Origin of the sequence: Lacibacterium aquatile (genome assembly GCF_042683105.1) — a bacterium.
Taxonomy (GTDB): domain Bacteria; phylum Pseudomonadota; class Alphaproteobacteria; order Elsterales; family Elsteraceae; genus Lacibacterium; species Lacibacterium aquatile.
Genome location: NZ_JBHUIP010000006.1, coordinates 75,512 through 94,831, shown reverse-complemented (window position 1 = coordinate 94,831; position 19,320 = coordinate 75,512). Strand labels below are relative to the sequence as shown.

General features: G+C 60.2%; 14 protein-coding genes. 8 read left to right on the top strand and 6 right to left on the bottom strand.

The window, feature by feature from the left end; translation table 11 throughout:
• Nucleotides 1-152 precede the first annotated feature (152 nt).
• On the top strand, nucleotides 153-1,730 hold the full coding sequence (locus tag ACFSM5_RS08430; protein ID WP_379875881.1) for an ATP-binding protein: 1,578 nt from the start codon (nucleotides 153-155) through the stop codon (nucleotides 1,728-1,730).
• On the opposite strand, the gene ACFSM5_RS08425 is transcribed toward ACFSM5_RS08430, so the two are convergent.
• Nucleotides 1,727-3,136 carry a sodium:proton antiporter gene (locus tag ACFSM5_RS08425; RefSeq protein ID WP_379875880.1) on the bottom strand — a complete coding sequence of 470 codons (1,410 nt, stop codon included), beginning with the start codon at nucleotides 3,134-3,136 and terminating at the stop codon, nucleotides 1,727-1,729. The two genes, ACFSM5_RS08430 and ACFSM5_RS08425, sit on opposite strands and share 4 nt — an antisense overlap.
• Before the next feature lie 294 nt (nucleotides 3,137-3,430).
• On the opposite strand from ACFSM5_RS08425, the gene ACFSM5_RS08420 reads away from it, so the two are divergent.
• Together ACFSM5_RS08420 and ACFSM5_RS08415 are read left to right on the top strand one after the other, a co-directional pair.
• Nucleotides 3,431-3,964: a TRAP transporter small permease subunit gene (locus tag ACFSM5_RS08420; protein ID WP_379875879.1), complete on the top strand. Its 534-nt coding sequence runs from the start codon at nucleotides 3,431-3,433 to the stop codon at nucleotides 3,962-3,964.
• Between the two features lie 23 nt (nucleotides 3,965-3,987).
• Nucleotides 3,988-5,439, top strand: a complete 1,452-nt coding sequence (locus ACFSM5_RS08415) for a TRAP transporter large permease (protein ID WP_379875878.1) — start codon at nucleotides 3,988-3,990, stop codon at nucleotides 5,437-5,439.
• A gap of 54 nt (nucleotides 5,440-5,493) precedes the next feature.
• Here the strand turns inward: ACFSM5_RS08415 and nhaA are convergent, their stop codons facing one another.
• Complete coding sequence (gene nhaA / locus ACFSM5_RS08410; protein WP_417498518.1) at nucleotides 5,494-6,654, bottom strand: Na+/H+ antiporter NhaA; 1,161 nt, start codon at nucleotides 6,652-6,654, stop codon at nucleotides 5,494-5,496.
• Nucleotides 6,655-6,907: 253 nt separating this feature from the next.
• Between nhaA and ACFSM5_RS08405 the strand changes: the two genes are divergently transcribed.
• Complete coding sequence (locus ACFSM5_RS08405; RefSeq protein WP_379875876.1) at nucleotides 6,908-7,291, top strand: PRC-barrel domain-containing protein; 384 nt, start codon at nucleotides 6,908-6,910, stop codon at nucleotides 7,289-7,291.
• Between the two features lie 118 nt (nucleotides 7,292-7,409).
• On the opposite strand, the gene ACFSM5_RS08400 is transcribed toward ACFSM5_RS08405, so the two are convergent.
• Nucleotides 7,410-7,817, bottom strand: a complete 408-nt coding sequence (locus ACFSM5_RS08400; protein ID WP_379875875.1) for a MerR family transcriptional regulator — start codon at nucleotides 7,815-7,817, stop codon at nucleotides 7,410-7,412.
• A 67-nt stretch (nucleotides 7,818-7,884) separates the two neighbouring features.
• On the opposite strand from ACFSM5_RS08400, the gene ACFSM5_RS08395 reads away from it, so the two are divergent.
• Nucleotides 7,885-10,008 (top strand): heavy metal translocating P-type ATPase, encoded by a 2,124-nt coding sequence (locus ACFSM5_RS08395; protein ID WP_379875874.1) that lies wholly within the window; start codon nucleotides 7,885-7,887, stop codon nucleotides 10,006-10,008.
• Nucleotides 10,009-10,217: 209 nt separating this feature from the next.
• Here ACFSM5_RS08395 and ACFSM5_RS08390 read toward each other — a convergent pair whose 3' ends face one another.
• Genes ACFSM5_RS08390 through ACFSM5_RS08380 form a run of 3 tightly spaced genes read right to left on the bottom strand, consistent with a single transcriptional unit; the run spans nucleotide 10,218 to nucleotide 15,097 of the window.
• Nucleotides 10,218-13,310 carry a multidrug efflux RND transporter permease subunit gene (locus ACFSM5_RS08390; protein ID WP_379875873.1) on the bottom strand — a complete coding sequence of 1,031 codons (3,093 nt, stop codon included), beginning with the start codon at nucleotides 13,308-13,310 and terminating at the stop codon, nucleotides 10,218-10,220.
• A 12-nt stretch (nucleotides 13,311-13,322) separates the two neighbouring features.
• Nucleotides 13,323-14,513 carry an efflux RND transporter periplasmic adaptor subunit gene (locus ACFSM5_RS08385; RefSeq protein WP_379875872.1) on the bottom strand — a complete coding sequence of 397 codons (1,191 nt, stop codon included), beginning with the start codon at nucleotides 14,511-14,513 and terminating at the stop codon, nucleotides 13,323-13,325.
• Between the two features lie 14 nt (nucleotides 14,514-14,527).
• Entirely contained in the window at nucleotides 14,528-15,097 is a 570-nt protein-coding gene (locus tag ACFSM5_RS08380) for a TetR/AcrR family transcriptional regulator (protein WP_379875871.1), read from the bottom strand.
• A gap of 141 nt (nucleotides 15,098-15,238) precedes the next feature.
• Between ACFSM5_RS08380 and ACFSM5_RS08375 the strand changes: the two genes are divergently transcribed.
• The 3 genes from ACFSM5_RS08375 (at nucleotide 15,239) to ACFSM5_RS08365 (ending at nucleotide 19,308) form a co-directional block, all read left to right on the top strand.
• Nucleotides 15,239-16,516, top strand: a complete 1,278-nt coding sequence (locus ACFSM5_RS08375; protein ID WP_379875870.1) for an NAD(P)/FAD-dependent oxidoreductase — start codon at nucleotides 15,239-15,241, stop codon at nucleotides 16,514-16,516.
• Between the two features lie 111 nt (nucleotides 16,517-16,627).
• On the top strand, nucleotides 16,628-17,086 hold the full coding sequence (locus ACFSM5_RS08370; RefSeq protein ID WP_379875869.1) for a (2Fe-2S)-binding protein: 459 nt from the start codon (nucleotides 16,628-16,630) through the stop codon (nucleotides 17,084-17,086).
• A 2-nt stretch (nucleotides 17,087-17,088) separates the two neighbouring features.
• Nucleotides 17,089-19,308, top strand: a complete 2,220-nt coding sequence (locus ACFSM5_RS08365; RefSeq protein WP_379875868.1) for a xanthine dehydrogenase family protein molybdopterin-binding subunit — start codon at nucleotides 17,089-17,091, stop codon at nucleotides 19,306-19,308.
• Nucleotides 19,309-19,320 lie beyond the last annotated feature (12 nt).

Here is a 19,320-nt window from a genome sequence, read left to right as displayed (position 1 = left end):
CGGGAATGCTGATGAGGTTATTGCGTACTCTGGTAGCTCTCTCAGGTGGGATATGGGCCGTCTTCACGCTTACCTGATCGGCCCCAAGGCACCCTGCGTGTGAACGGGTCGCCCCCGTCAGTGCTTGTAAGCATCGACATCCGACACATCGGTTGGCCACGGCGGTCATTCTCGGCTACCTTGCTGCGATGTCGATGCGACAGCTTCAGAGCCAATATCTTGGCCGTAGTCTTTTCTCGGGTGTTCCCGGATATATCGCAGCCCTAGCATTCGTCGGACTTACGACGATGGTCGCGGCCATCGTCGAGCAGGCTGCCCCCGTAACCCACGTCTCGATGTTCTTCCTGCTGCCCGTACTCGGGACGGCCTTGAGATGGGGATTGGGGCCTAGTCTTTTTGCAGCGGCCCTGTCGATTGGGTGCTGCAGCCTTTTCTATGCGCCCGTCTTCAGTTTTCAGGTCAATGCCCCCTCAGACATAGCCGACCTTTTTGTGTTCGCCTTCATCGCCCTAATTGCAGGCCCGGCCGCCGATAATCTCCGCACCAAGGTCGCAAACCTCCGCCGTCAAGAGCATGAATTCCGTGATCTCTATGCCCTTGGCCGCGAAGTAATGGCAGCTGGATCCCTCACCGAAATTTATCAGGCAATTATCCGTCATCTCTCCGAAATCGTGGGGCGTCCGGTCGAGGTGCAGATGATCGGTGATGAGCCATTGCTCGGAGCCAAACCTCAGCAGGATAGGTTGATCGCCCAGACCCTAGCCCGAGAAATCAGCGTCGATGGCCTGCACTCCAGCCGCCTCATCGCCCTGCCCGATGGACGACGCCTTTTGTGTCGAGGCCTGCAGATCAGCGATAGAAATCTTGCAGTGCTGCTAGTGGATGTTTCCGGGTCTTCAGATCTTGACGAGGAACGCGCGCAGCATGCGCTTTCCATTCTGGAGGACGGGGCGGCTTCGTTTGAAAGATTCGGCATTGCAGCCGCCATCGAAGAAGGCCGCATGCGTGCCAAGACAGACGAATTGCGCGACATGCTAATCAGCACCGTCTCGCATGATCTACGCACCCCGCTGGCAGGAATCATGGGTGCCGCAACAGTCCTGCAGGGGGCGGATAAGGTTGCCCAAGACCCCCGGCTCTCGGGCCTTGCCCGTCTTATGCAGGAAGAGTCTGAAAGGCTGGATCAAATAATCCAGACGCTGCTCGATGCTACCCGCATCCGGGCTGGCTCACTTTATCCTAAGCTTGACTGGGTAGAGGTGCCGGATCTGCTGCAATCGGTTCTGCACCGCTGCCGCCAGCGCCTGAAGGAGCATCGTGTTAAGGTTACCATAGCTCCAGATCTGCCATTGCTGCAGATTGATCCCGCCTTGGCTGCACAGGCTTTGACCAATCTACTCGACAACGCCTCGAAATACGCGCCGATAGGGACAGTTATCGCGGTATCGGCGCGGCAGGAGCAGGAAAATGTCGTCCTGGCCGTGATCGATCAAGGCAGCGGCTTCCCGCAGGACGAAGCTTTGCACCTCTTCGAAGCCTTCTATCGCGGTGATCGCTCCGATGTGCCCGGAACCGGCCTTGGGTTGGCCATCGCCCGCGTTTTTATCGAAACCAACAAAGGCACGATCACAGCATCAAGTGCGGGTGAGGGACAGGGAACCCGGATCGAAGTCCGATTCCCTGTAACAGCTCCACCCCAGCGCGATGAGGACCTGGACGAAGAACCCTAGAAGAACAGCAGGGTCATCAACAGGAAGGTCGGTATCAGAACCGCACAAGACCAAGCCATATAGCCAAAGAAGCTGGGCATATGGACTCCGCGATGCTCCACCACCGCTTTTACCATAAAGTTGGGAGCGTTACCGATATAGGTATTGGCCCCCATGAAGACGGCACCGGCAGAGATTGCCAGCAAAGTCGATGCCATGGGTCCCATTAGATGTTGGGCATCGCCGCCTGCCAGATTGAAGAAGACGAGGAAGGTCGGCGCATTATCGAGAAAGCTCGACAGGATGCCGGTCAGCCAGAAATAGACCGGATCGCTCGGCACGCCCCCCGGGTTGGCCAGCGCCACCAATCCAGCCAGCGAGCCCGATGCTCCTGCACGCAAAATAGCTATGGCAGGGATGATCGTAATGAAGATGCCGGCAAAGAGCTTGGCAACTTCAACAATCGGTCCCCAGCTGTATTCATTGTCATGCCGAATCTGCTGTCTGGTCAGACGGACCGACAGGAATGTGATCAGCAGCAGTATGGCATCCCGCGCCAACCCTTGGCCCTCGATGGGCACATGATACAAAGTGAAGGCGATGCCTGGCTTCCAGACACCGGACATCAGCACAGCCCCCACCACGCCAGCCAGAAGAACGATGTTCAGGAAGCCCTGGATATGAAGGCTCTCCCGCTTCGGTTCGTGGGTGCGGACATAGTCGCTCTCACGGCGATAATAGTAACTGTCCACTATGAAAAAGGCCGAGCCCACCAGTGCGATGGCGAAGAGCATCGGAAGAATCATATGTTCGGTGAACCAGAAGAACTCGACTCCCTTCAGGAAACCCAAAAAGAGAGGAGGATCGCCGAGCGGTGTTAGGCCGCCGCCGATATTGGCGACAAGGAAGATAAAAAACACAAAGATATGAACCTTGTGCTTGCGTCGATGGTTGGCGCTGAGCAACGGCCGGACCATCAGCATCGCGGCGCCGGTAGTGCCCATGAAGCCGGCCAGCAGGGTTCCGAACAGGAGCAACGTCAGATTGACGGTCGGCGTCCCCGCCAATGTGCCGCCAATCTTGACCCCGCCCGCCACGGTGAAGAGCGCCAGCAGCAGGATGATGAAGGGGATATAATCCAGCAGCAGGACATGTAGCAACTCATAGAGCGCTACACCGACGCCGGCTTGGATCGTAATCGGGATCAGGAAGGCGAGGCTCCAGGCCGCTGAAATCTTGCCGAAGTTGTGGTGCCAGAACGAAGGGGCAACCAATGGCAGGATGGCAATGGAAAGCAAGATGCCAGCAAACGGCAGAGCCCAAATCAGGCCAAGCGCAGCACCGTCGATATGCGGCGCCGTTGCCGCCATGGCGGGAGTGGCGGCGATGACCATGATCGCCAACGAGAAGATAAACCGCGACACCATTTCCGTCCCTGTCGATTTTGTTGTTGCCAGTATGGCCGTGTTGGTTTCGCAGGGGCAAGAGAATGCGGGGACGCTACATCAATACCGCTCTTGGAAGACAGATCAAAAATTGTGCAGTTTTGGGGTGCAACCTCAGAACCGAACTTAATCTTTCCAATGGCTTACCAAATGGAAAGATACTTATAGCTTTTGCCCCTAAGTTGACATAATGAATGCTTGAAAGCGTTGCACAAAAGCTGCCGCTACAAGACGGCGCACAAAAAGATGGGCATCACGAGGGAGGCTGTAAAGCCGATGATTCTGCTGAAACTTTCCGGGCTCATTGACCGCCTCAATGAGCGTATCGGCGTTGCTGTCGGCTGGCTCGTCCTGGCCGCTGCCGTGATCGGTGCGGGCAATGCCACGTACCGCTATATCTTCCATAACTCGTCTAATGGCTGGCTGGAGATCCAGTGGTATCTCTTCTCCGCCACCTTCCTGCTGTGCGCGCCTTACACGCTGCTGCGGAACGAGCATGTCCGCATCGACGTCGTGACCAGCCGTTTCTCGGCCCGAACCCGCGCCGGTATCGATATTTTCGGGACGGTCTTCTTCCTGTTCCCGATGGCCCTGCTGATCCTCTACATGTCGATCCCGATGGTGCAGGAGAGCTATATCCGCCACGAGGTGTCGAGCAATGCGGGCGGCCTTCTTCGTTGGCCCGTGAAGATCCTTATTCCGATCGGCTTTATCCTGCTGATCCTGCAGGGGGTTTCGGAACTCATCAAGCGCGTGGCTTTCCTGAAGGGTCTGATCCCAGATCCGGCAGAGAAGAAGCAGCAGCACTGAGGCCTGGGCAGGAGTTCGAGTAAATGACGCATTTCCTTATCGCCAACATGGCGCCGATCATGTTCGGCTGCCTCGTGATGCTCCTTCTCATGGGGTATCCAGTCGCCTTCTCCCTAGCTGCTAACGGCATTATTTTCGCAATATTGGGTATCGAGCTTGGTCTGTTCGATACCTCGCTGCTGCAGGCGCTGCCGCAACGTATCTTCGGCACGATGCAGAACGATACTCTGCTGGCGATCCCCTTCTTTACCTTCATGGGCCTGATTCTAGAGCGATCAGGTATGGCGGAAGATCTGCTCGATACCATCGGTCAGCTGTTCGGTCCGCTGCGCGGCGGTATTGCCTATGCCGTTATCTTCGTTGGCGCTCTGCTGGCAGCGACCACCGGCGTGGTTGCAGCCTCGGTCATCTCCATGGGCCTGATCTCGCTGCCGATCATGCTGCGCTACGGCTATGACCGTCGGATCGCATCAGGCGTCATCGCCGCATCTGGCACCCTTGCCCAGATCATCCCGCCAAGCCTTGTGCTGATCGTTATGGCTGATCAGTTGGGCCGTTCAGTCGGCGACATGTATGCCGGTGCGATGCTGCCGGGTCTGATCCTGACCGCGATGTACGCTGGTTATATCTTCATCATGTCGATGCTGAAGCCGCAGTATCTGCCTGCGCTACCGCCCGAAGCACGTTCGCTTCGCGGCTTGAACCTGTTGCTACGGGTCGTCACGACTCTGATTCCTCCGCTGGTACTCATCTTCCTGGTTCTCGGCACCATCTTCCTCGGCATTGCAACGCCGACTGAAGGTGGCGCGATGGGTGCCGTCGGTGCGATCCTTCTGGCGATGGCCAAGCGCCAGCTCAGTTGGACCTTGATGCGTCAGGCGATGGAAGCGACTGCAAAGCTGTCTGCTTTTGTCATCTTCATCCTGATCGGCTCGTCCGTTTTCACCCTGACCTTCTGGGGTGTCGATGGCGACAAGTGGGTCGAGCATCTGCTGACCAGCATGCCGGGCGGCGAGATCGGCTTCCTGATCGCCGTGAATATCCTGGTTTTCCTGTTGGCCTTCTTCCTCGATTTCTTCGAGTTGGCCTTCATCGTCGTGCCGCTGCTCAAGCCCGCAGCCGATGCTCTGGGAATCGATCTGATCTGGTTCGGCGTCATGCTGGGCGTCAATATGCAGACCAGCTTCATGCATCCGCCCTTCGGGTTTGCCCTGTTCTTCCTGCGCTCGGTCGCTCCTGCCAAGGAATATATCGACAAGGTCACGGGCAAGCTGACACAGCCGGTTACCACCCAGCAGATCTACTGGGGCGCGGTTCCCTTCGTCTGTATCCAGTTGATCATGGTCGCCTTGGTTGTCGCCTTCCCGATGCTGGTGCTGTGGGGGTTGGACCACGGAACAGGTATCGATCCGAGTACGATCCAGATCGATATCCCGGAGTCAGACTTCAACATGGCGCCGCCGGACTTCAAATAGGCGGGCAAAAAAAGGGGCCGGATTTTCCGGCCCCTTTTTATTTCGACCTGTCGGCTAGGGAGTTTTCCTGGCCAGAACCGCCAGCATCCCGCCACCGGCAATCGCGGCAATCACCGAAGCACTCAGGACGCCCAGTCTGATCCAGGCCTGGGCTTCCGCCCCCTGCAGGGCAAGACCGCCGATAAAGAGGCTCATGGTGAAGCCGATACCGGCCATCATCCCAGCCGCCAGGATCTGCTTCCAGTCCGTTGCTTCGGGCAGTGCCGCCAACCGGACCTTCACAGCCAAGTATGCCCCGATAAAAACGCCGATGGGCTTGCCCACGACCAGCCCTAGCAGGATGCCGAGCGTTACTGGCTGGAAGAGGCTGGCAAAGCTCATTCCGGAAAAGCTGACCCCGGCATTGGCGAAGGCAAAGATCGGCAGAACCCCGAAAGCGACATAGGGCTGCAGGCTGTGTTCGATCTGGGTCAGCATGCCGCCCTCAATCTTGCCCTCCTTGTTCCGCGACGGGATCGCCATGGCAACCGCCACCCCGGCCAGCGTCGCATGGACGCCGGACTTCAGGACACAGACCCACAGGAACAGCCCGACCAGCAGATAGGGCGTGAAGGTGCGCACGCCCAGACGATTGAGCAGAACCAGGAAGACCAGCGCAGCACCGGCCAGGCCAAGCGCCACCGTCGAGAGATCCGAGGTATAGAAAAAGGCGATCACCAGGATCGCGCCCAGATCGTCGATGATCGCAAGGGCGAGCAGAAAGATCCGGACACCGGTCGGCACCCGCTTACCCAGGACGGCCAACACCCCCATGGCGAAGGCGATATCGGTCGCAGTTGGAATGGCCCATCCGTTGAGGGCCGCCGGATCTCCCCAATTGATGGCGGCGTAGATCAACCCCGGCACCGCCATCCCGCCCACGGCCGCCGCCAACGGCAAGGCAAGCTTCTGAAAACTCGCAAGGCGGCCGAACAAAGCCTCCCGCTTGATCTCCAGCCCAACTAGGAAGAAGAAGACCGCCATCAAGCCATCGTTGATCCAGAGCAGCAGCGGCTTTTCAAGGCCAGCATCGCCAAGCCGGATGGCAAAGGGCACTGAGAGGAAATGGCCATAGAGGTCGGCCATGCCCGAATTGCTGGCGACCAAGGCCAGGATGCTGGCCATAAGCAAAAAGACGCCACCGGCCACTTCGGATTTAAAGAAGCGCTTCAACACCCAATCTCCCAAGATTCACACCGATGAATATTACAAAAAATTAATATCCCCAGTCGACCAATAACGGATCGCTCCATTGCCAGACGGTTTGCAAGAGGTCCCGCTGATTGGTATGGCCCCTGAAGAATACTTGGGAAGGTGACCCACCCCATTTTTGTGACATCGTCAGCGAGGTCGGAAGATGCCGGAAACCTAGCGGTCCTTTTGACGTTCCTTTGGCGAAGCTTCTCTTCCAACATCGAGAGGAATAGCCATGACTAAGTCCCTGACCCTAATTCTCAGCTCGGCCGCGATCGTTATGGCACTCGGAGGTGCGGCATACGCACAGGGCACACCTCAAACCCTAGTAAAAGTTGACGTGCAATCCCTTTCTACTGGCTATCGCACCTCCAAAGTGGTCGGTAGCAATGTAGTGAACGATGCCAACGAAACCGTTGGCGAGATCGACGATCTGATTGTTACCCCAAACAACAAGATCCCCTACGCAGTTCTGTCCGTCGGCGGCTTTCTGGGCATCGGCACGAAATATGTTGTGGTGCCCTATGATGCGCTGGAGGTGAAAGACAACCGGATGGTTCTTCGTGGAGCCACCAAGGATGCCTTGAAGAACCTACCGGAATTCAAATACGCGTCTTGACCTGTCACGGTCTTTGGAGTGGGTCACCGAGGGAGCTAATCTCTTGGTGACCCAATCAAAATTTGCGATCTTCCTGCCAGCAGCAGTGGACGAATATTCGTCAAAGGCTAATCCGTCGTCAGGCCGCCGGCGACAAAGCCTCTATAATCCTGCAGTCCGCAACCGTACCGGGTTGGCATTGACTGACCATGATGTCGAGTTCGCGGCGTAAGGCCATGAGGTCGGCGATCTTACGATCCACCTCATCGCGATGCTCGCGGGCGATGGCGTCAACTCCCTCGCAACTTCGCTCTTTATGATCGGCAAGATCAAGCAGCGCGCGCACCTGATCCAACGAAAAACCTAAGTCACGCGAGCGGCGGATAAAACTCAGCCGGTTCAAGTGATCGCGGTCATAAGCTCGGTAGTTACCTACCGTTCGCCGCGGTTCGGGCATCAGGCCGATCCGCTCGTAATAGCGCACGGTTTCGACCTTGGTGGCGGTAGCCTTGGCCAGATCGCCGATGCTCAAGATTTCTGCAGGCATGCTCTTGACCCTGTAGTTGCTACAGGCCCTATATGAGCAGTCACTGAAGAATTGTCGAGGTGACTTCATGACTACCGCCAGCCCCCTCAAGCTGCGCATCGAAGGCATGGACTGCGGGTCCTGCGCCACGAAGATTGAAAACGCGATGAAGCGCCTGCCGGGCGTGAGTGATATCTCGGTCAGCTATGGGGCCGAGTTGATGTCGATGGTCCTGGATGAGGACCGCACCAGTCGCGCGGCCATTGAAGACAAGATCCGCGCGCTCGGCTTCACGCCAGTTGATCCAAACAGAGGGAAAGCCAAGGAACATAACCACGCCCATGGCACCAGCGCTGGTCCCTGGTGGCAGGGAGCAAAGGCTCGTCTTGCCGTTGGTACGGGTGGGTTGCTGGCAGTCGCCTATGGCATGTCGCTACTCGACCCAGCCTTGGGTCATTGGGGATTCATTGCGGTAGCCGTCTTCGGATTGATTCCCATTGGCCGTCACGCCTTTGAAGGAATGCGGTCCGGCACGCCTTTCAGCATCGAAACCTTGATGTCTGTCGCCACGATCGGGGCCATAGCTATCGGTGAAGCCGGTGAAGCGGCGGTCGTCGTCTTTCTCTTCGCCGTCGGGGAACTGCTGGAAGGTATCGCCGCCGGCCGGGCCCGTGCAGGCATCAAGGCCCTGATCGACCTTGTTCCGCGCACCGCCCGCAAGCAAGTCGGCGCTACGGTAGAGGCAGTATCTGTCGAAAGCCTGGCCATCGGCGATATCGTGGTGGTGCGCCCTGGTGACCGGGTGCCGTCGGACGGCAAGATCATTGACGGTACGTCAGAGCTGAACGAGGCCCCGGTAACCGGCGAGTCCGTGCCAGTTGCCAAGACCGTCGGTGCCGACGTCTATGCTGGCAGCATTAATGCGAATGGCGAGTTGCGCATCGAAATCACCAAGACCGCCGCCGACAATACCATCGCCCGCATCGTGCATTTGGTTGAGGTTGCCCAAGGCTCGCAGGCACCGACCGCCCGCTTCATAGATAAATTCAGCCGCTGGTATACTCCAGCCGCCATGACGGTTTCCGCCCTGATCGTCGTTATTCCACCCTTAATGATGGGAGCAGATTGGGAGGCCTGGATCTATCGCGGTTTGGCGGTGCTACTGATCGCCTGTCCTTGCGCGTTGGTGATCTCCACCCCGGCTGCCATCGCTTCCGGTTTAGCGCGCGGCACCCGTAATGGCCTGCTGATCAAAGGAGGCGCGGCGCTTGAAGCCCTTGGCAAGATCAAGACGGCGGCCTTCGATAAGACCGGCACGCTCACAGTAGGCAATCCGCAGGTGACGGATGTTGTCGCTACAGATGACGCGAACGAGATGATAGCGAAGGCAGCGGCTGTCGAACAGGGATCGAGCCACCCCCTGGGTGTTGCCATCATCGCCGAAGCAGAACGTCTGGGTTTGGACATTCCTCGCGCTTTTGGCGGTAGCATCGCGACGCCGGGCAAGTCGGTCATGTCGCGGCTCAAGCACGGTTTCGTCACCGTCGGCTCGCCCCTCCACGCCCGCGAGCAGACCGATCTGTCCGAGGATCTAGCGGCCCGCATTCTGGCCCTGGAAAGCGAGGGCAAGACCGTCGTTGTTGTATCCGAAGGCAAGCGTGTCCTGGGCGTGATCGCCTTGCGGGACGAACCACGAGCCGATGCCATCGAAGGACTTGCGAAGTTGAAGGCATTGGGCATCCGGACGGTAATGCTGACCGGCGACAACGCTCGCGCCGCAACCGCGATCGCCTCTACCCTTGGTATTGAGGCGCGGGCACAGCTACTGCCCGATGCCAAGCTTGCCGCTATCGCTGCCTATAAAGCAGATGGACCGATTGCGATGATCGGTGATGGCATCAACGACGCCCCGGCTCTGGCCGCAGCCTCGGTTGGTATCGCAATGGGTGGCGGCACGGATGTGGCACTGGAAACAGCCGAGGTCGCACTGCTGAAGAACCGTGTCATCGGTGTCGCCGAGTTGGTCACCCTATCGCAGGCCGTGCTATCGAACATTTGGCAGAATATCACCCTGGCCCTCGGGCTGAAGGGCGTGTTCCTGGTAACGACCATGTTGGGAACCACGCCGCTCTGGATGGCGATTCTGGCCGATACCGGGGCGACCGTGCTGGTGACCGCCAATGCCCTGCGCCTGCTTCGACATAATGACTGAGGCTGGTTTCTCGACGATTAACCGGAATGGTCTGATCATTCGCACAATGAATCGAAACCGGCAGTTTCATGCATTGAAACGAACTCGCGTGATTTTAAGGCAAGCGGGTTTGGACATTGCTCGCCGTGCTGTCAGTCCTGGCCATGGGATTTATTACTCCAGGCAAGGGGGCGACAGCTCTATAACCAAAAGCAGCCGCCCTCTTCCTGTTACCGGCGGTCAAAGACCTTCATCACGAACACGAAGAACACCGGCACGAAAAACACTGCCAGCACGGTCGCTGAGATCATGCCGCCCAGCACGCCGATACCGATGGCGTTCTGGCTGGCGGCACTGGCACCACTGGCGATTGCCAGCGGCACCACACCCAGGCTGAAGGCCAGCGAGGTCATGATGATCGGGCGGAAGCGCAGCTTCGATGCCTCGATCGTCGCCTCCATCAGACCCATGCCCTCCTTGCGCAGATCCTTGGCGAATTCGATGATCAGGATCGCGTTCTTGGCGGAAAGACCGATGATCGCGATCAGGCCGACCTTGAAATAGACGTCGTTGGAAAGACCCGACAGCGTCACCGCCGCGACCGATCCCAGCACGCCCAACGGCACCACCAGGATCACCGACAGTGGGATCGACCAGCTTTCATAAAGCGCGGCCAGCAGCAGGAAGACAAAGAGGATGCTGAGCCCGACCAGTAAGGGCGCCTGCGAGCCGGACTGGATTTCCTGCAGCGACTGCCCGGTCCACTCATAGCCAAAGCCCCTCGGCAACTCGCCCGCCAGCCGTTGCATCTCCGCAATCGCCTCGCCTGAGGAATAACCGGGCGCAGCGTCGCCGCTGATACGTTCGGCGGGATAGCCGTTATAGCCGATGATCTGCGCCGCCCCCTTCTGCCATTCGATACGGGCGAACGACGAGAGGGGGACCATGCCGCCGCTGGCATTGCGGACATTGAGCTTCAGCAGGTCGGTCGTCTGCATACGTCGGTCAGCATCGGCCTGCACCGTCACGCGCTGCATCCGACCGGCGTTCGGGAAGTCATTCACATAGGCCGAACCGAGATTGGCCGAGATGGTGGCATTGATATCGGCGAAGGTGACGCCGAAGGTGTTCGCTTTCTCGCGGTCGATGACCAGATTGACCTGGGCCGCCTCCGGCATGCCTTCGATACGCAGGCCCTGGAGGATCGGGCTTTGCGCCGCTGCCCCCATCAGTTGATCCCGCGCGGCGGCAAGCGCTGCCTGCCCCAGGCCGCCGCGATCCTGCAGACGGAAAGTAAAGCCGTTGGAATTGCCCAGCCCCTGGATCGGGGGCGGGGAGAGCGCGAAGGAGATCGCATCCTTCATCGCCAGCAGCGAGCCATTGGCACGCTGTGCGATGGCATCGGCGGAATTATCCGCGTCACGCTCGCTCCAATCCTTCAGCGTCACGAAGGCAAGGCCCGCGTTCTGGCCATTACCGGAGAAGCTGAAACCGCTGATCATGAACATCTTGTCGACGGCAGGCTCGGCTTTGAAGATCGCCTCAGCCTCCTCAATGATCGCGAGCGTGCGGTTGCCGCTGGCTTCCGGCGGCCCCTGGATATCGACCAGAATGAACCCCTGATCCTCATTCGGCAGGAAGGAGGACGGCAGGCGCATGAAGCCCCAGCCAAGCCCCGCCAGCAGCGCGACATAGATGATCATGAAGCGCCCGGACCGGCGGATGAACCATTGGACCGAGCTGGTATAGCCGCTGGTCGTGCGGTCGAATCCACGATTGAACCAGCCGAAGAAGCCCTTCTTCTCGTGATGATGACCCGGAGCGATCGGCTTCAGGAAGCTGGCGCAGAGCGCTGGCGTCAGCGAGAGCGCCAGGAAGCCCGAAAACAGGATCGAAACCACCATCGTCAGGCTGAACTGCTGATAGATGATGCCGACCGCACCGGGGAAAAACGCCATCGGCACGAAGACCGCCGTCAGCACCAACGTAATGCCGATGATCGCGCCGGAGATCTGCGACATCGCCTTGCGGGTCGCTTCCTTGGGCGAAAGCCCCTCCTCCGCCATGATGCGTTCGACATTCTCGACAACGACGATGGCGTCGTCGACCAGGATGCCGATGGCCAGCACCATCGCGAACATGGTCAGCACATTGATCGAAAAGCCTGTCGCCAGCATGACCGCGCAGGTTCCCATCAGGGCAACAGGCACCACAAGCGCCGGAATGACCGTATAGCGGAAGTTCTGCAGGAATAGGAACATGACCGCGAAGACCAGCACCATCGCTTCCAGCAGCGTATGGATCACCTTCTCAATCGATACCTCGACGAAGGGCGAGGTGTCGTACGGCACCGCATATTCCAGGCCCGCCGGGAAATAGGCGGCCAGTTCCTCCATCTGCGCCCGAACGGCGGTCGAGGTCGCGAGCGCATTGCCGGTCGGCGACAGCTGAATGCCGATAGCGGCGCTGGGTTGACCGTTCAAGCGGGTCGAGAAGACATAGGATTCCGCCCCAACCTCGATCCGTGCGACGTCCGAGAGACGCACGGTCGAACCGTCGGGATTGGCGCGCAGGACGATGCGGCCAAATTCCTCGGTCGACTTCAGCTGCCCCTTGACCAACACGGTCGCCGCCGTCTGCTGGGTGATCGGATTGGGCTGGGCGCCGACCAGACCGGCGGCGACCTGGGAATTCTGCGCCTGGATTGCGGCGGTTATGTCGGCTGCCGTCAGCTTCAGGCCGACCATCTTTTCCGGGTCCATCCAGATCCGCATGGCGCGCTGGGTCGCAAAAAGCTGCGCGCGGCCGACACCATCGATACGGCGGATTTCGCCCAGCACGTTGCGCGACAGATAATCGCCAAGGCCCACGACGTCGAAGCTGCCGTCCTTGGAGGTCAGGGCGACCACCATCAGGAAGCCGCTACCGGCTTCTTCGACCTGGATACCTTGCTGCTTCACCACATCGGGCAGGCGGGGTTCGACGCGGCGCACGGCGTTCTGCACGTCGATGGAGGCCGTATTGATATTGGTGCCGGGGTTGAAGGTCACCGTGATGGTGACGCTGCCCGAACTGTCGGAGGTCGATTCGAAATAGAGCAGCCCCTGGACGCTGTTCAACTCCTCCTCAATCGGGCGCGTCACCGCCTGATAGAGGTCTTCAGGGGCAGCGCCGGGATAGGAGGCATTGACCGCGATCTGCGGCGGGGCGACGTTCGGATATTGCGCGATGGGCAGGAACGGGATCGCGATGATACCGCCGATGACAATGAAAATCGCGACGACCCAGGCGAAAATCGGCCTGTCGATAAAGAACTTCGGCATTGAAAGGGATCCTTAGTCGACGCTGGTGCGCGGCTTATCGCCGTTCGGCTGGATATTGAGGGCCTGTTTCCAGGCTTCAGGCGCAACAGGCGCGCCAGGGCCAATCTTCTGGAACCCTTCGACGATCACCTTGTCGCCCGCTTTGAGGCCGTCATTGACGACCCAGCGATCCCCGATGCTACGGCCCAGGCGCACGTTCTTCAGCGCCGCAGTATTCTTGTCATCCACCACATAGATCTGCGCCTCACCACCGCTGCTGCGCTGGATTGCCTGCTGCGGCACGGCGAGGGCGTTCTGCTGCACGCCCTGTTCGATCTGCACCCGCACATACATGCCCGGCAGCAGATCGCCCTCGGGGTTCGGGAATTCGCCGCGCAGGGTGATCTGGCCCGTGGTGGCATCGACGGCGGATTCCAGGAACAGCAGCCGCCCGGCGGGACCATAGGGGGTGCCGTCGTCGAACATCAGGCGCACCGGCGCCGTCTCGGGATCGGCATCCGTCAGAGCACCGGCCTTCAGGGCGCGCTTCAGGGCCAGCACCTCATTCGCCGACTGGGTGAAGTCGGCATAGACCGGATCGATCTGCTGAATGGTGGCAAGCGCATCCGCCCCTTGCGCACTGACCAGCGCGCCTTCGGTGATGAGCGCGCGGCCGATACGGCCGGAAATCGGCGCCTTGATCTCGGTATAATCCATATTGAGCCTGGCGGTGACGAGGCTCGCCTGCGCGATGGCGACATCGGCATCCGCCTGGGCGAGTGCGGCAACGGCATTATCGAAGGACTGGCCGCTGGCAACGTCGCGCTGACGCAGCTGCTTCTGCCGTTCTGCAGTCTGTCTGGCCTGAACCTGCACGGCCTGAGCACGCTGCAGGGTCGCCCTGGCGCTCGCCAGCTGCGCCTGGAACTGGGCAGGATCGACGCGGAACAGCACCTCGCCTTCCTTGACGAAACTGCCCTGCTTGAACACGCGTTCCAGCACGATACCGGATACGCGGGAGCGGACTTCCGCAATGCGGGTCGGCGCGATCCGGCCCGGCAGATCGTTCAGGATGGGGATCGCTTCAGGTTGAACGGCGACCACGCTGACGGCGGATGGCGGATGGCCCTGGGCAAACGCTTGCGGAGCAAGACTTATGCTCGCCAGCACAAACGCGGCGACTTTCAGGGGACGGATAATGGCGGGCATATCAAGAATACTCACGGGAATTGGAACGTTCAGACGGGATCGGCTGGAGGCAGCGGCGCCTCGATCAGCCAGGCGATGTCTCGCAGCAGTTGGGCGCGGATTTCTTCCGGCCAGATTTTGAAATCGTGCCACTCGATAGAGTGCAGACCTTCGAGCGCCAGGAACGTCAGCAGGCCGTTGCGGGGATTGGTGGAGCTTTCGAGAACCGACTGCAGCATCTTGGCGATGTAGCTCTCGACCATGCCGTGCAGCTCTTTATCCTGGGCCAGAGCCGCGACGAGGTTGGTCGCCACCGCGCGCATATCGTCAGGCGGGGCGGAGCCAGCAGCCGCGATCAGGCCACGGATCGCCTTATTCGGGCCGGGCGCCACGCTGTCCGTTGCCGCGCCGATGCGCTGTTCCTCTTGCGCAAGGCCGCGCGCCAGTACGGCTTTGATCATCTGCTGCTTGGTTTTGTAGTCATAGATGACGCTGGCCTTGCTGATCCCTGCCTCGGCAGCGACAGCATCCAGGGTCAAATGCGCGGCGCCACTACGCACCACCACCTTTTCGGCGGCGTCGAGAATGGCGTTCTGATCGATCGAGCGGCGACGGCCCATGATATTTATTTCCGACTGTTTGGTTATAAATATGCTGCACCGCACAGATGTTCAAGAGGCTAACCTCTAAAAAGATCCCGGAGCGCAGCCGTTTTGCCTCCTCCAGCGTTGCTTCAGGGACAGCAACGCCGGAGGTCGATCTTGACGCAACTCACAGAACAGCTCGATCTGCGCGGCGGGCAATCCGCCTGGACCGCCGACGCCTATCCACCGCCACCCTCGGCACCGCTTCCGTCAGATCCTGTCGATATAGCCATTGTCGGCGCCGGGATCATGGGGGCGATGCTTGCTGACCGGCTGACCCGCGACGGCAACAAAGTCGCTCTGATTGACCGGCGCCCTCCCGGCTATGGCAGTACCGCCGCTTCGACCGCCTTGGTGATGTGGGCGGCCGATGTGCCGCTCACCCATCTGGCACGTAAAATCGGCCAGGAGGCAGCCTTTCGCCGCTGGCGTCGCGTTTTTCAAGCCGTGCAAAGGCTGGAAAATATGATCCGGTCGGCCAAGCTCGAGTGCGATTACCGCCCGTCGCCGGAAGTATATCTGGCAGGTTCCTTGCTCGATGAGGCAGCGCTTCGCCAAGAAGCGGATCTGCGCCGCAAAGCACGCCTGCCGTCAGCGTTCCTGGAAGCTTCGACGGTTGGCGAGCGGTTCGGCATCGCCCCTCGCGCAGCCCTCCTGTCACAAGGCACCTTCTCGGTTGATCCGGTGAAACTAACCTTGGAACTGCTGAGCCGAGCAGTGCAACGCGGGGCGAGCATCACTTACAGCGCCGACGTGACCGCCATCGAAGAGGAGGACGAAACTCAGATCCTGCATTTGGCCGATGGCCGCCATCTGCGGAGTCGCGTCGCCCTGCTGGCGACCGGTTATGAAGGAAGCCGCTTTCTTCCAGAAGCCTTCACCATCGGCTCCAGCTATGCCATTGCCACGCCACCCGGCACAGCAGATTTCTGGCGGGACGATGTGATGATCTGGGAGGCGAGTGATCCCTATCTTTACGCGCGCCCCACGGCAGACGGCAGGATCATCGGCGGCGGCGAAGATGAGGATTTCGCGGATGCCAACCGACGCGATGTCCTGATCGGGCCGAAAAGCGAAACCTTACGCCAGAAGCTGAGCGACCTCATGAGGCAGCCGATACAGATCGACAAGGCCTGGGCGGCCACATTCGGCAGCTCGCCCGATGGTTTGCCTGCCATCGGCCGGGTCCAAGGTTATCGCAATCTCTGGCTGGCCGCAGGCTTTGGCGGTAATGGTGTCAGCTTCGCCGCCCTGGCCGCCGACCTGATAGAAATGGCCTTGTCTGGCCGTGAAGATCCCCACGCCACCGATTTCGATCCCTATCGTTTCGACCATGCCGAGAGGGCGACAGGATCAGGCAAGAAGTCGGAAGGATCGCGTCTGTCTCGGGCTTGAGCGGGCCTTTATACTCATCCCCATAACCACCTCCAACCGACCCGCATCGACCGGCCTCCGGCTTTCGATGGCGGGTTTTGATGTTGGCTTAATCAAGAAAAGGGGAAGGGTATGACGAAACTCACGATCAATGGCGTCGATCATATGATCGATGCAGAGGCGGATATGCCCCTCCTTTGGGCCATCCGTGATCTCGTCGGTCTGACGGGAACCAAGTTCGGCTGCGGCATGGCGCAATGCGGTGCCTGTACCGTCCATGTCGATGGCGAGCCGGTGCGCTCCTGCCAGACCTTTGTCGGCGATATCGAAGGCCGTGCGATCACGACCATCGAAGGGATCTCCGGCAAGGTCGCAACCACAGTGCAGCAGGTCTGGGCCGATATGGACGTGCCGCAGTGCGGCTATTGCCAGTCCGGCCAAGTGATGGCCGCCACCGCCCTCCTCACCACGAACAAGAAGCCCACGGACGAGGATATCGACGGGGCGATGTCGGGCAATCTGTGCCGCTGCGCGACCTATCACCGGATCCGCGCCGGCATCCATGAAGCCGCCAAGCGTCTGGAGGCCTGATCATGCTGCCAAAAATCATGCAACAGATGGCTCAGCCGCTGGCGAACGCCCGGCCGTCCCGTCGCAATTTCCTGCTGGGCGCCGCTGCCGCCGGTACGGGCCTCGCCGTAGGCTTCCAGATGCTGGGCGCCAAGCCCGCGTACGCCCAGGCTGCCACAGCCAGCGAGACCACCCAGCCCTTCGCGGCCTATCTGACCATCGATGCCGACGGCAAAGTGACCGTGCTCTCCTCGCAGTTCGAGATGGGGCAAGGCTCCTATAATGGCATCGCGACCCTGGTGGCCGAGGAGTTGGGCGCCGATTGGTCGAAGATCGAAGTGCTGGGCGCCGCCAGCAACATCAAGCTCTATGGCAATATCGCTTTCGGCGGAGCGCTTCAGGGGACGGGTGGTTCGACCTCCATGTTCACCTCCTGGGAGCGGTATCGCACCGCCGGGGCTGCTGCCCGGCAAATGCTGGTATCCGCTGCGGCCCAGGAATGGGGCGTGAAGCCGGAAGAGATCAAGGTCGAGAAGGGCGTGCTGTCGCACCCCTCGGGCAAGTCGGGTGGCTTTGGCCAGTTCGCGACCAAGGCGGCGAGCCAGCCGGTTCCGGCCAAGGTTGCCTTGAAGGACCCCAAGGACTGGACCTTCATCGGCAACGAGAAGCTGAAGCGCTTCGATAGCGCCCGCAAGGCCAATGGCACCGAACGCTACACCATCGACATCAAGCTGCCGGGCATGCTGACCGCCGTCGTGATCCACCCGCCCCTCTTCGGCGCCAAGGTAAAGTCTTTCGACGCGACCAAAGCCAAGGCGATCAAAGGCGTGGTCGATGTGGTGGCGATCCCCCGGGGCCTTGCCGTCGTTGCCCAGCATATGTGGGCGGCGATGAAGGGGCGCGATGCAGTCAGTGTCGTCTGGGACGAGACCGGAGCCGAGAAACGCGGCACCGACGAACTGATGGCCAGCTATCGCGAGTCTGCGGGCAAGGCGCCGCAGGCAACGGCCCGCAACGACGGCGATGTGACCAAGGCCTTTGCCGGTGCGGCCAAGGTGCTGGAAGCGACGTATGAGTTCCCCTACCTCGCCCATGCCGCGCTGGAGCCGCTGAATGCGGTTGCCCATATGAATGCAGAGGGCGTCCTGGAGGTCTGGGGCGGTCATCAGTTCCCCGACGTCTACCATGCCACAGCCGCCAAGATCGCCGGTGTTCCGCCGGAGAAGGTGAAGCTGCATGTCATGAAGTCGGGCGGCAGCTTCGGTCGCCGCGCGGTCTTCGATGCCGACGTGATTGCCGAGGCGGTGACGGTCGCCAAGGCCATCGGCTTCAAGGCCCCGGTCAAGGTGCAATGGACTCGCGAAGACGATATGCAGGCGGGCCGTTATCGCCCGGCCTATGTCCATAAGGTCAAGGCTGGCCTGGACAAGGACGGCAAGCTGATCGCCTGGGACAATCACATCGTCGGCCAGTCGATCATGCGGGGCACCGCGTTCGAACAGGGCATGGTGAAGAACGGCGTCGACCCGACGTCGGTCGAAGGGGCGAGCAACCTGCCCTACGCCATTCCGAACCAGAAGATTGGCCTGACGACGACCGATGTCGGCGTGCCGGTCCTCTGGTGGCGGTCGGTCGGCTCCACCCATACGGCCTATGTGGCAGAAGCCTTCCTGGATGAAGTGGCCGAAGCTGCGGGCAAAGATCCGGTTGCCTATCGCCTCTCGATGCTGGAGCCGCACGACCGCCATTCGGTGGTCCTGAAGCTGGCGGCGGAGAAAATCGGCTGGGACAAACCGGCGCCCGCCGGGCGCTTCCGCGGTGTCGCTGTCGCCGAAAGCTTCGGCAGCGTCGTCGCCCAGATCGCCGAGGTTTCGGTCGATGGCAGTGGCGGCATCAAGGTTGAACGGGTGGTCGCGGCTGTCGACTGTGGCCTGACCGTCAATCCCGATCAGGTGCGGGCGCAGGTTGAAGGCGGTATCGGCTTTGGCCTGGGGGCGATCATGGACGAAGCGGTCACCCTGACGGCTGGCGCGGTCGATCAGACCAATTATGACGCCTATCACCCGCTGCGGATCGACGCGATGCCGAAGGTGGAGGTGCATATCCTGCCCTCCAGCAATCCCCCCAGCGGCATTGGCGAGCCTGGCGTCCCCCCCATCGGGCCTGCCGTCGCCAACGCCGTCTTCAAGGCGACGGGCAAGCGCATCCGCATGCTGCCCTTCTCGAAGACGATGAACGCCTAATCTAAAAAACTC